At 47.6% G+C, this 12360-nt stretch carries 10 protein-coding genes; 4 read left to right on the plus strand and 6 right to left on the minus strand.

Going from position 1 to position 12360, the window contains the following annotated elements:
• Positions 1-180: 180 nt before the first annotated feature.
• From BT142_RS00340 to BT142_RS00350, 3 genes are all read right to left on the minus strand, one after another.
• The gene (locus BT142_RS00340) at positions 181-2265 is read right to left on the minus strand and encodes a glutamine synthetase III family protein (protein WP_072416216.1); all 2085 of its coding nucleotides are present in this window, start codon (positions 2263-2265) and stop codon (positions 181-183) included.
• 269 nt (positions 2266-2534) lie between these two features.
• On the minus strand, positions 2535-3068 hold the full coding sequence (locus tag BT142_RS00345) for a stage V sporulation T C-terminal domain-containing protein (protein WP_072416217.1): 534 nt from the start codon (positions 3066-3068) through the stop codon (positions 2535-2537).
• 360 nt (positions 3069-3428) lie between these two features.
• Entirely contained in the window at positions 3429-3833 is a 405-nt protein-coding gene (locus BT142_RS00350; RefSeq protein ID WP_242871894.1) for a recombinase family protein, read from the minus strand.
• Positions 3834-4261: 428 nt separating this feature from the next.
• On the opposite strand from BT142_RS00350, the gene BT142_RS00360 reads away from it, so the two are divergent.
• The 3 genes from BT142_RS00360 to BT142_RS00370 are packed head-to-tail and all read left to right on the plus strand — an operon-like array spanning position 4262 to position 6284.
• Positions 4262-4741 carry a hypothetical protein gene (locus BT142_RS00360; protein ID WP_072416219.1) on the plus strand — a complete coding sequence of 160 codons (480 nt, stop codon included), beginning with the start codon at positions 4262-4264 and terminating at the stop codon, positions 4739-4741.
• Positions 4738-5370 (plus strand): hypothetical protein, encoded by a 633-nt coding sequence (locus BT142_RS00365; protein WP_072416220.1) that lies wholly within the window; start codon positions 4738-4740, stop codon positions 5368-5370. Before BT142_RS00360 ends, BT142_RS00365 begins: the two co-directional genes overlap by 4 nt.
• Before the next feature lie 5 nt (positions 5371-5375).
• Complete coding sequence (locus BT142_RS00370; RefSeq protein ID WP_072416221.1) at positions 5376-6284, plus strand: hypothetical protein; 909 nt, start codon at positions 5376-5378, stop codon at positions 6282-6284.
• A gap of 283 nt (positions 6285-6567) precedes the next feature.
• Here the strand turns inward: BT142_RS00370 and ppdK are convergent, their stop codons facing one another.
• Entirely contained in the window at positions 6568-9195 is a 2628-nt protein-coding gene (gene ppdK, locus BT142_RS00375; RefSeq protein WP_072416222.1) for a pyruvate, phosphate dikinase, read from the minus strand.
• Between the two features lie 357 nt (positions 9196-9552).
• Here ppdK and BT142_RS00380 point away from each other — a divergent pair, with 357 nt between their 5' ends.
• Complete coding sequence (locus BT142_RS00380; RefSeq protein ID WP_072416223.1) at positions 9553-10656, plus strand: cation diffusion facilitator family transporter; 1104 nt, start codon at positions 9553-9555, stop codon at positions 10654-10656.
• Between the two features lie 56 nt (positions 10657-10712).
• Here BT142_RS00380 and BT142_RS00385 read toward each other — a convergent pair whose 3' ends face one another.
• Together BT142_RS00385 and BT142_RS00390 are read right to left on the minus strand one after the other, a co-directional pair.
• A complete protein-coding gene (locus BT142_RS00385) occupies positions 10713-11744 on the minus strand; it encodes a class II aldolase/adducin family protein (protein WP_072416224.1) in 1032 nt (343 codons plus the stop codon).
• A 12-nt stretch (positions 11745-11756) separates the two neighbouring features.
• On the minus strand, positions 11757-12359 hold the full coding sequence (locus tag BT142_RS00390) for a PI-PLC domain-containing protein (RefSeq protein ID WP_072416225.1): 603 nt from the start codon (positions 12357-12359) through the stop codon (positions 11757-11759).
• Position 12360: the final 1 nt, after the last annotated feature.

Raw genomic sequence — 12360 nt, forward strand, 5'->3', positions numbered from 1 at the left:
GTATTAAAAGTTTTAGTGAGGGGGTTTGGGGGAAGACCCTTTTTTTGCCGTGCGAAGCTAAGGCGGTGGTCTCCCCCAAGAGATCCCCGCACTCATGAAGTGGTCAAAAACGCGAAAGGGTGCGTCGAGGAGACCGTTGGACGGCTGCTCGGCGCACCCCATTGTGCGTGGTTTAGGTTTTTACTTTACGTAGAACAGGAGCTGCTCGTAGGTCGGGTACGGCCAGTACTTTTCGCCGCAGAGAGCTTCCATCTCATCGGCAGGCTTACGGAGAGCCGCCATCTTTTCGAGGACTACCTCGTGGAAGAACTTAGCTGTTTCTTCGGTATCGGTGAGCTTAGCCACCTTTTCCTCAGCCTCTTCGAGTTCGCCGAGAGCCTTGTAAGTCTGTGCAGCGTATGCGGACAGTTTTGTTACAAGTTCCTTCTCAACGGTCAGGTCAGCGCCGAGTGCGCCTGCGGTAGCAGCGGTATCGCTGAGATCCTTCACATAGCTCATTACAGCGGGAAGGATATCCTTCTTAGCCATATCGATCATGGTCTTAGCTTCGATATTGATAGTCTTGCAGTACTCGTCGAGGAGGATCTCAACGCGGGACTCAAGCTCTACCTTCGAGTATACGCCGTGCTTCGAGAGAACTTCAACGTTCTTATCGAGCAGGTATACGGGGATAGCATCGGGAGTGGAGCGCAGGTTCAGCAGACCTCTCTTCTCAGCCTCTGCCACCCACTCATCGGAGTAGCCGTTGCCGTTGAAGATGATGCGCTTGTTCTCTACGATAGTCTCCTTGATGAGGGCATCGAGTGTGCTGCGGAAGTCGGAAGCGTCCTTGAGCTTCTCATAGAACTGGTCGAGGACTTCTGCAACGATGGTGTTCATGATGGTCATAGGACCTGCGCAGCTGAGTCTCGAACCCGGGCTGCGGAACTCGAACTTGTTGCCTGTGAAAGCGAACGGCGAGGTGCGGTTTCTGTCGGTAGTATCCTTCGGGAAGGAAGGCAGAACGTCTACGCCGATCTCCATAGTGGTCTTGCCGTGCTTTTCGGGCTTGTGGCCTTCTGCAAGAGCCTCGATTATCTCATTGAGCTCGTCGCCGAGGAAGATGGAGATGATAGCGGGAGGTGCCTCGTTAGCGCCGAGTCTGTGGTCGTTGCCTGCGGTAGCCACGGACGCTCTGAGCAGATCCTGATAGTCATTAACAGCCTTGATAACTGCTACAAGGTAGGTCAGGAACACTGCGTTCTCGGCAGGGGTCTTGCCGGGGTCGAGGAGGTTAACGCCGGTATCGGTGGATACCGACCAGTTGTTGTGCTTACCCGAACCATTGACGCCCTCGAAAGGCTTTTCGTGGAGCAGGCACTTGAAGCCGTGCTTTCTTGCGGTGCGCTTCATCAGCTCCATAGTCAGCTGGTTGTGGTCGGTAGCGATGTTTGTTGTATTGTAGATAGGAGCCAGCTCGTGCTGAGCGGGAGCCACCTCGTTATGCTTGGTCTTAGCGCAGATGCCGAGTCTCCAGAGCTGTTCGTCGAGGTCAGCCATATAGCCGTTTACTCTGGTCTTGATAGTACCGAAGTAGTGATCCTCAAGTTCCTGACCCTTGGGTGCGGGAGCGCCGAAGAGGGTTCTGCCTGCGAGGATGAGGTCTTTTCTGTGGGAGTACATCTCGCGGTCTACGAGGAAGTATTCCTGCTCGGGGCCTACGTTTGCGGTAACTCTTGTAACGTCATCCATACCGAAGAGTTTCAGAAGTCTTACGGAGGACTTGTCGAGAGCCTCCATAGATCTCAGAAGCGGAGTCTTCTTATCGAGTGCCTCGCCCGTGTAGGAGCAGAAAGCAGTCGGGATGCAGAGGGATGTACCTTTTATAAATGCGTAGGAGGTAGGATCCCATGCGGTGTAGCCTCTTGCCTCAAAAGTTGCTCTCAGTCCGCCCGAGGGGAACGAGGACGCATCAGGCTCGCCCTTAACGAGCTCCTTACCTGAAAACTCCATGATGACCTTGCCGTCGCCCACAGGGGTGATGAAGCTGTCGTGCTTCTCGGCGGTGATACCTGTCATCGGCTGGAACCAGTGAGTATAGTGAGTGCAGCCCTTTTCAACTGCCCACTCCTTCATAGCCGCAGCCACAACATTTGCCACCTCAATATCGAGGGGCTTGCCCGACTCGATAGTCTTTTTAAGAGCCTTGTAGACCGACTTAGGGAGTCTCTGCTGCATGACCGTCTCATTAAACACGTCTGTTCCGAAGATCTCGGGGATATTCATACCAATTCCTCCTGTAAAGTATGCTTGTTCGCAGCCTTCATATCCTGCAAAACGCCGTCGTTCCGAGTGATACGGAGCTGTAAATCTAAAAAAGGCACTGCGGACTTGATGTTCGGTCCGCAGCGCCTTTGCTGCTTACAATCGTATTATACACCCATCGGCGGGATTTGTCAAGCGGTGAAACGGCTTTTTTTGAATTTCAGCGATTTTACCGAACTTGTCCGTTCGGTGTGAGGATAAATGGGAAATTTTCCATAACTCGGCAGGGCTCAGGACTCGATCTGACGGCTGAGGAACATGGCGGCGGCTTTTGCGAGCATTACGTGGTTCTCGGTGGCTTCCCTGCCCTCCTCATCCGACACGAACGCCACCGCGCCTGCCACATCACCTGCCGTGATTATCGGCGTCACGGCGAGTGCGGGGTCGTCAACGCCCTCGATAGGTCTGAGGCGTTTGCCCGCGGTGCTCCTGAAGCTGTCGCGGCTTTCGAGGAGTTCCTCCAGCGCCGCCGAGATGCGGCGTTCGCGGTACTCGCGCTTATGGGAGCCCGCCGCCGCCACCACATGGTCGCGGTCGAATATCACCGCCGACGCTCCGCCCAGCTTGCAGATGACCTCGGCGGCTTCCGCGGCGTTTTCCAGCTCGCCCATGGCGCTGTATTTTTTGAAAACTACTTCGCCGTCGGGGCCTGTGTAGATCTCTAAGGGGTCGCCCTCGCGGATCCTCATGGTGCGGCGGATCTCCTTCGGGATGACTACCCTGCCGAGGTCGTCTATGCGTCTTACTATTCCTGTTGCTTTCATTTCGCTTACCTCCGAAAAAATTCTTTTGCAGGAATAGTTTGCGCGAAAAATGTTATTTTATACAATTTTTCTGCTTGGGGAAATTAAAAATGCCGTCTGTGCGGAGCAGGGCGGCGATGTCTTTTTTATTTTATGTAACTGCTGAAACAGGTTCTGAACAAAAGAAAAACAGGAACGAAATCGTCATTTTGTTCCGAAGGCATTTGTGTATTTTGATATGAGTTATAAAATCGGATTTTTGACTTATGTACTTGAAAGCCGGAATGATTTCATGTATAATTGGTAGAGAAGAAAAAGGCGCCGCTTCTGCAAACGGCGGCGGATATATCTTGTGATTATCTCAAAACGAAAATGCGAGGGCTAGCACATATACCCGTACTGCGTACCCTTTGATGTGGTGTGCCATACCTTGCGGTTGAATGTGCATCCGCAGGAGCATACCAGAAGCCTGCACCATACGTCCGAAACGGGCTTCTTGCCATTTTCCTTGCGTCCTGTCTTGTTGGCAGGATTTTTCAGTATCTTGCTTTCCATGATCTCTTGCACCCTGTTGAATTCCTCCAGCGTAACGATAGGTTCGTGTCTGCCATCAACTCGCAGACGATCTATCTCACCGAAATTGTTGATCTTCTTCTGCTCAAGAAAGTCGGGTGTGAACTGCTTGTGATACTCCAGTATGCCAGCGTAGAACGGGTTCTTTAGTATCTTGCTGATGTTGGATTCGTACCACCTGGTCTTAAACTCCTTAAATTTACTTCCGTACATCAAAAAGAAAAAAGCTATATTTAAAGTATCTGATCAACAGAATTCTCTGGAGTGGAAATACTATGCTTCTGTGGAAAATAAGAAGTATCGTGGTAACTGGCGCTTTGTTCCGAGGCTGATTGAAGAAAAAGTTACCGAGTTTATATCTCATTTCAGATATATCTTTAATGATATCAACAACAGAACAATAAAAATCAATCTTATCAATATGGGCGATTGCAGTGAGTTCTTTATTGGTATAGCACAGTATTTCATTCATGCTATCAAGCGGCATATCTTACTACGCTCACAGATTCATAAAACGTATACAATAGATTCAGTAATAGTAAATTAGATGAAAATATAGTTTGTATTTGTGCTCAAAATAGACAATCTATATTGATTTTTATTGTTTTCTATGCTATAATTAAAGATGAGGAGGTGTAAGCATGAAGAACAAAAAGTTTAAGTTTTTTAGTAAAAGCAATAAGATTGAAACCATTTTTTATGACGAGACCTCTGAGTACTATTCTTTTTTGAAAAATCAATTTGATCAAGGGTATCGGCAAGTAATTATTTCTACATCTTTGATCATATCTTTGTTAAAAGAACTATCAACTCGCTATGGAATGCAGGTGTACAAAATAGAATTCAATGAAGATGATGAAGAACTCGCCGAGGAAATGAGTCAATTTATTCAATCAATTCAAAAGAATCCAGCTTACATCTGCTTATTGTGTGAGCGACTTGAGTTTCTATCAGATGATTCTTCTATCGATATCAGTAGGATTTCTTTTAAAGGTAAAATAGAAACAATACATGTTGATATAAAAATACAATCAAATGGTATTGTTATAGTTAATGAAGAAGCTCATAATATTGTTGATAGTATAATTAAGCCAATGGTAGAGCGAGGGGTATTCGGATGATTTCAAATACTCTGAGATTCTTATCTAAACTATTAAAGATTTTAATGCCGTTTTTGAGTGCATTTGTCGGAATAAAGCTTTTTTATACTTATAATATCTTTGAAAAGCTTATTTCTGATCCGGACATAGCAAATGATGTTGGTATTTCTGTTTATTTTGCTTCATCAGAGATAGTGCTAAATTGTATAGCAAACTTTTTTGAAACAAAAATAAAAAAACAAAGAATAGAAGTTGTTTTTTACCGGGGAAAAGAAAATCCCAGTATTATGAATACTCCAACTTTAAGGATTAATGGTACAAATCCAGAAAGAATTAAAGTTGATATTAGTGTATCAGCTTATCAGAGCAAATGCAAAGAACTGAGGATTATAAGTTCTGCATCACCGTTTTACACTATGCAATTATCCAACCCAAGTAATGTCGCAGGAATTGATTCCAATGGAAATTTTGTTGCTTACATAGACAAAATGTTTAATGCTCAAGCTGCAATTAATACAAAAATCAGTTTGGACATAATGCTTATCAAAAATCAAGACGTTCAAGTCAAATCCGAATTATGTTGTGAATTGAATAAAAACAAAGTTTTTACTGAGTTTACCTCTAATAAAGCAATAATAGAAATAAGGTGAAATATGTGTCAACCACAAAATGGAAAGATAATAAAACATCTAACATTAACGAAGCAATTTCTTTACTAACTGACGAGATTTCTGATGATGATAACGGTAATGGTATATCAAGAAGAAATTGGAGAATAGAAAAATGTTTTCAAGAAAATTTGACGGCTTCATTTCTAAAAACAGATGTAGAATATAATCTTATAAGTTTCTCATATGACAAAGTATCCAATACTGGTTCAGAAGAGAATAATGTACCTCAATCTGGATTTATTGTAGTATATACAACAGGTATAGGTGTAAATTATATCATCAACAAGAAATCTGATGCGAAAATAGTTTTGCGAAAAATGCTTTCATATAGCGGAAAAAATGAATTAGATAATACTACATTTAATCTTAACAGTGATTTCTTTTTGTGGTTAGTAAATAGAATATATTATACGAATAACGCCATTGATGTTAACGAAGATGAATTATGCATTAATGCAATAAAAGCTTTTCAAGGTGATACAGAAGATAGTCAAACCAAGTTATCCGCTTCTGGCGAATCAGTAATTAACGTTATAAGTGCATTGTCTTTTTTCTTGGAAAGCAGGCAATTAAATAAAGTCTCAATAGAATTAAGCTATGGAAGTCACACTAAAATCGATGTTAGTATTAGGCGTGATGTTTTAGACGTGGATCTTTTATCGTATATAGGCGATTTTGATAACGACGAACCTGATGAGATGAAAGCAAAATTAAATCTATTGGTATTTTTAGAAATTATTCCTTTATTAATTCAAGAATATCAAACTGACAAAGAAAACGAAGAATGGAATAATAAATGTTATCTTGATTTTATTTCCGATGTAGCAGATACAATAGCGGATAAAATTGAAAAGAAAAAGGAATCCTTATTAGATTCTAAGAGTGATAGCTAATATTATTTATATTTTGTTGTCATTTCAATAATAACATCTTTCACGCTTAGAAATACTCAAGGCAGCCTAAGGCTGTCTTGTATTTTTTTCGTAAACAAAAAAGGCTCTCACAGCCGATGAACTGTGAGAGCCTTATTATTAACTATTCTATCAGCTCAGACATACACGTTTACACGGATGTCACGCCAATTATGGAATTCACGCTTCTCGGACTTAGCTTTGAAGTACTTCTCTGCATCGCCCTGAAACAGCGTAAAATCGCCGATTTTGAGATAGTCGTGAATTACTTTCCTTCGTTGATTGCAGCCTGAGCAGCAGCCAGTCTTGCGATCGGCACTCTGAACGGCGAGCAGGATACATAATCCAGACCGATCTTGTGGCAGAACTCAACGGATGTCGGGTCGCCGCCGTGCTCACCGCAGATACCGCAGTGGAGAGCGTTGTTTACAGGCTTGCCGAGGTCGATAGCCATCTTCATCAGCTTGCCAACACCGGTGGTGTCAAGCTTAGCGAACGGATCGTTCTCGTAGATCTTGCTGTCGTAGTAAGCTCCAAGGAACTTGCCGGCGTCGTCTCTCGAGAAGCCGAAGGTCATCTGAGTCAGGTCGTTAGTACCGAAGCAGAAGAAGTCAGCTTCCTTAGCGATCTCGTCAGCAGTCAGAGCAGCTCTCGGGATCTCGATCATGGTACCAACTTCGTAAGTCAGATCGGAACCGGCCTCAGCGATAACAGCGTCAGCGGTCTCAACAACGATCTTCTTAACGAACTTGAACTCCTTGACCTCGCCTACCAGCGGGATCATGATCTCGGGCTTAACGTTCCAGTCGGGGTGAGCCTTCTTAACGTTGATAGCAGCCTTGATAACAGCCTTAGTCTGCATCTTAGCGATCTCAGGATAGGTTACAGTCAGACGGCAGCCACGGTGACCCATCATCGGGTTGAACTCGTGGAGGGAAGCGATGATAGCCTTGATGTCAGCAACGCTCTTGCCCTGTGCGTCAGCCAGTGCCTTGATGTCGTCCTCTTCGGTCGGAACGAACTCGTGGAGAGGCGGATCGAGGAATCTGATGGTTACAGGATTGCCCTCGAGAGCCTCGTACAGAGCCTCGAAGTCGCCCTGCTGCATCGGCTCGATCTTAGCGAGTGCAGCTTCTCTCTCTTCAACGGTATCAGCGCAGATCATCTCTCTGAATGCTGCGATTCTGGAGGGCTCGAAGAACATATGCTCGGTTCTGCAAAGACCGATACCCTCAGCGCCGAGCTCTCTTGCCTTCTTAGCGTCAGCAGGAGTATCAGCGTTGGTTCTTACCTTGAGCTTTCTGTACTTGTCAGCCCAAGCCATGATCCTGCCGAACTCGCCTGCGATCTGAGCGTCAACGGTCGGGATGATGCCGTCATAGATGTTACCGGTGGAACCATCGATCGAGAGGTAGTCGCCCTCGTGATACTCCTTGCCGGAGAGAGTGAACTTCTTGTTAGCTTCGTCCATGTTGATGTCGGAGCAGCCGGATACGCAGCAGGTACCCATACCACGGGCAACAACAGCAGCGTGAGAGGTCATACCGCCGCGGACAGTCAGGATACCCTGAGCAGCCTTCATACCGGTGATGTCCTCAGGAGAGGTCTCAAGACGAACGAGAACTACCTTCTCGCCCTTAGCGTTCCAAGCCTCAGCGTCGTCAGCGGTGAATACGATCTTACCGCAAGCAGCTCCGGGGGAAGCGCCCAGACCCTTACCAACAGGGGTAGCAGCCTTGAGTGCCTTAGCGTCGAACTGCGGGTGGAGCAGAGTGTCGAGGTTACGAGGATCGATCATTGCAACTGCCTCTTCCTCGCTCTTCATACCCTCGTCAACGAGGTCGCAAGCGATCTTGAGAGCAGCCTGAGCGGTTCTCTTACCGTTTCTGCACTGGAGCATGAACAGCTTCTTGTTCTCAACAGTGAACTCCATATCCTGCATATCGTGATAGTGGCTCTCGAGGATGTCGCAAACCTTTACGAACTCTGCGTAAGCCTCGGGGAACTCCTGCTCCATCTGAGTGATAGGCATAGGAGTACGAACGCCTGCAACAACGTCCTCGCCCTGAGCGTTCTTGAGGAACTCGCCCATGAGCTTCTTCTCGCCGGTAGCAGGGTCTCTGGTGAATGCAACGCCGGTACCGCAGTCGTCACCCATGTTGCCGAATGCCATAGCCTGTACGTTTACAGCGGTGCCCCAGCTGAACGGGATGTCGTTGTCACGTCTGTAAACGTTAGCTCTCGGGTTGTCCCAGCTTCTGAATACAGCCTTGATAGCGCCAACGAGCTGCTCCTTAGGATCCTCGGGGAAGTCTGCGCCGATCTTAGCCTTGTACTCAGCCTTGAACTGGTTAGCGAGCTCCTTGAGGTCGTCAGCGTTCAGCTCAACGTCCTGCTTAACGCCTCTGTCAGCCTTCATCTTGTCGATAAGCTCTTCAAAGTACTTCTTGCCGACTTCCATAACAACGTCGGAGTACATCTGGATAAATCTTCTGTAGCAGTCATAAGCCCATCTTGCGTTGCCGGACTTAGCAGCGATGGTCTCAACAACAGTCTCGTTCAGACCGAGGTTAAGAATGGTGTCCATCATGCCGGGCATGGAAGCGCGGGCACCCGAACGAACGGAAACGAGAAGCGGATTCTCCTTATCGCCGAACTTCTTGCCGGTGATCTCCTCCATCTTTACGATGTACTCGTTGATCTCTGCAAGGATCTCGTCGCTGATGCCGCCGTCCTCATAGTACTGAGTGCAAGCCTCGGTAGTGATGGTGAAGCCCTGAGGAACAGGGAGACCGATGTTGGTCATCTCAGCGAGGTTAGCACCCTTACCGCCGAGAAGCTCTCTCATGGTAGCGTTACCCTCTTTGAACAGATAACAATACTTCTTTGCCATTGGTAATTCCTCCAATATAAATTTTTGACATACTTAAAGATGAGCGCACAAGCCGCACGCCACCTGCCCGAACATTTTCGGGCACACTGTCACATATAAATTATAACATATTAGTTTCCAAATTTCCATAGTTTTCATGAAATTTTCAGCTTGTAATACTGCACAATTTTTCTCCAAGTTTTTTGTGCAGTTTTCTTGCAATCTGACGACATCTGCCGTTTTTTGCGCTCCCGACCACAAAATATGGTATTTTTCCGCTGTATCGAAACAAATAACTTGACAAAATTTTAAAAGAGTGATATAATGTATTTTACTCAATCTAATTTGGCAAAACTGACCGAAAGAGGACGTGAACATATGGACCGCACAAAAGAAATAGTGAAGGTCAGCATCATCGGCGTGTGCGTGAACGTCGCACTCGCGTCATTCAAAACCGCAGTAGGTCTTGCGGCGCGTTCGACAGCCGTTCTTCTCGACGCCGTCAACAACCTCAGCGATGTGCTGTCCTCGGTCATCACGATAGTCGGCACAAAGCTCGCAGGCCGCGGCGCAGACCGTGAACACCCCTACGGACACGGCAGGGTCGAGTACATCACCTCGGCGATAGTGTCCATCGTGGTCATCACCGCAGGTCTCGTTTCTTTAAAGGAATCGGTCGTGAAGATAATCAGGCCTGTCGAGCCGAAATTCACGGCGGTCTCGGCAGCCGTCATCGCCGCCGCCGTTATCACAAAGATATTCCTCGGAAGGTTCTACATTTCAAAAAGCCGCAAACTCAGCTCGACCACCCTCAAAGCATCGGGCGCGGACGCTCTCGGCGACGCGGTCATCACGGGCGCGACCCTCATCTCCGCCCTGATAAATATGGCGTGCGGACTGAACCTTGAGGGATGGCTCGGCGTCATCATCTCGCTGTTCATCCTGAAGGCAGGCTACGAGATGATACGCGAGACTTTCGACAGCATCATCGGCGTCCGTGCCGACGCCGAACTCACCGACCTCATAAAGCAGAGGCTCTGCTCCTACGAGGAAGTGCGCGGAGCCTATGACCTCATCCTGCACAGCTACGGCCCTGCCGAATCCTTCGGTTCGGTACACCTCGAACTCTGCGACAACATGACCGTCCGTGAGCTGGACGCGCTGACCCGCCGCATCGTTCCCGACATCTACGCCGAAACGGGCGTGCTGCTGACGATAGGCGTTTACGCCGCCAACAACTCCGACGAGGAGTCCATCGAGATAAACAACGCCGTCCGCGAAGAGACCGCCAAGTATCCGCAGATAACCCAGCTGCACGGCTTCTACGCCGACAGCACCTCGAAGCACTGTTCCTTCGACCTGATGTTCGACTACTCCGAGCCGAACAAGACACAGCTCGCCGAAAGCATCCGCGGCGCTCTTTCAGAGCGTTTTCCCGAGTATACTTTCTACATTAACATCGACCGTGATTTTTCGGAATGACATCGAGCCGCTCTCTTACGAAAAGAGGGCGGCTCGATTCGGTTTTCCGAGGCTTATCATTTCATTGAAGCACGGTATTTTTCGGAATCCCAGTTTAACAGAAAGTTTTTTTCCTGCTGTGTCAGCTCTGTAAGTTCCGCTCCCGACAGGGCAAGCCTTGCCGTGAAATCAAGCATACAGGCGATGTCACGCGCCTTTTTAACATTTTCCGCAACAGCGAAACAATAGCCGTTTGCAATAACCGCCTTGATCTCACCGTATTTTTCGCGGTGGATGCGGAATTCGTTCGCATAGTCGGTCTCCAGTTCTGCAAGACCGTTGCCGCAGTAGACCACGCAATCGGGTGAAAAAGCGTAACGCCATGCCGCGGATCGTTTTTTCAAGATCTCGCATACCGCTTTGGTTTCGACCCTGTATGCGATACAGCCCCTCTGAAGACCCTGCAGCGCACGGAAAACGGCTTCTCCCGTATCAGCTGCCATTGTGTCAAGACCTAACGAGCTGTCTATTTTCTTTGTTATCTCGCGGTGAAGGCTGAGCGCTTCCTCGGCAGTGTCAGCACTGACGATCAGCCCGTGATTGGCAAGAAAGATCACCTGCGCATCGGGCGAACTGCTGACAGCGTCATAGCACAGCCGCGCCAGACGCACGCCAGGGGTGGCATATCCGACCGTCAGGCTTTGCGGGAACATCTGTTTCAATTCTTCCATGCCGTTTTTCTTCGACGCATATATCGTTACGCCGAGAGGGTGCGTATGGATGGTATAGGTACGTGTTATCGAGTGCAGGAAAGTCTCGATCGAAGGGCGAAGCCCGTCAGCAAGAGACGCGGCAAGTATCTCCTGTTCCCTTCTGTCATCAAGGGTCCCCGAAGCCATATGTTCTGCAATAATGCTGTAGTCCGCAACAGAATATCCGCTCGTTTCCGTGACTTCTGTGAGCTGAAATCCCGAGGCTTTAACAAGCATCAGCTTGTCGTCAAGCTTTACGGACGTGTTTCCTCCCCCTGCCTGAACATAAAGCTCATCCTGTCCGACCAGCTTTGAGATATATGACAGTTCTGCGGCTTTGCCGCGGTAATTTTCCATAACCGTTCTCCTTTATCCGAAGTATTTTTGCCAGATGGGTATATTATAGCTCTTAGTACAGATCGCATCGGGGATAATGTTTTGTTCCTGCAAATATTTTGCATCCGACTCAATATCCTCGGGTCTTCCCTGAAGCTCGGGCGAAACGATGCAGACATTATACCCGAGCTTTTTAAACTCGGCAAAGTTCTCAGCGGTAAGAGCACATTTTGTAAAGCAGTCAGCCCAGATCCACCTGACTTTTCCCGCCATGTTCCGTATAGTGTCGATACCCTCATATTCCGAAAAGCGCAAAGCGATATCCGATATGCCGTTCTGCGCCAGCAGAGCTATCATCGGGAAGGTGCTGTCAAGGAAAAAATAATCCTTGACGCCTGCTTTTTTCACCAGTTCGAGCGCCTTCCACTCGATGCGCTCGCTTTTGATATTCAGGATAAGCAGACCATGATGATAGGAACGAAGATATTCTTCAAGATCCTCTCCGCCTTTGAACGGGTCATGCTCCAGATAGATACGCCCGTTCAGATCGTCTCTGAGATCTATTTCCGCTCCGAGTTCCTCTGATATATCCTTCAGAGCGGAGGACTCATTTATCCGATGACAAATATATCTCATT

It is taken from the genome of Ruminococcus sp. YE71 (assembly GCF_900119155.1).
Lineage (GTDB): Bacteria > Bacillota > Clostridia > Oscillospirales > Ruminococcaceae > YE71.

Bases quoted from the DNA above. Each gene is read 5' to 3' on its own strand.
- BT142_RS00340 (WP_072416216.1), bottom strand. From the start codon at position 2,265: ATGAATATCCCCGAGATCTTCGGAACAGACGTGTTTAATGAGACGGTC.
- BT142_RS00345 (WP_072416217.1), bottom strand. From the start codon at position 3,068: ATGAAAGCAACAGGAATAGTAAGACGCATAGACGACCTCGGCAGGGTA.
- BT142_RS00350 (WP_242871894.1), bottom strand. From the start codon at position 3,833: ATGTACGGAAGTAAATTTAAGGAGTTTAAGACCAGGTGGTACGAATCC.
- BT142_RS00360 (WP_072416219.1), top strand. From the start codon at position 4,262: ATGAAGAACAAAAAGTTTAAGTTTTTTAGTAAAAGCAATAAGATTGAA.
- BT142_RS00365 (WP_072416220.1), top strand. From the start codon at position 4,738: ATGATTTCAAATACTCTGAGATTCTTATCTAAACTATTAAAGATTTTA.
- ppdK (WP_072416222.1), bottom strand. From the start codon at position 9,195: ATGGCAAAGAAGTATTGTTATCTGTTCAAAGAGGGTAACGCTACCATG.
- BT142_RS00380 (WP_072416223.1), top strand. From the start codon at position 9,553: ATGGACCGCACAAAAGAAATAGTGAAGGTCAGCATCATCGGCGTGTGC.
- BT142_RS00385 (WP_072416224.1), bottom strand. From the start codon at position 11,744: ATGGAAAATTACCGCGGCAAAGCCGCAGAACTGTCATATATCTCAAAG.
- BT142_RS00390 (WP_072416225.1), bottom strand. From the start codon at position 12,359: ATGAGATATATTTGTCATCGGATAAATGAGTCCTCCGCTCTGAAGGAT.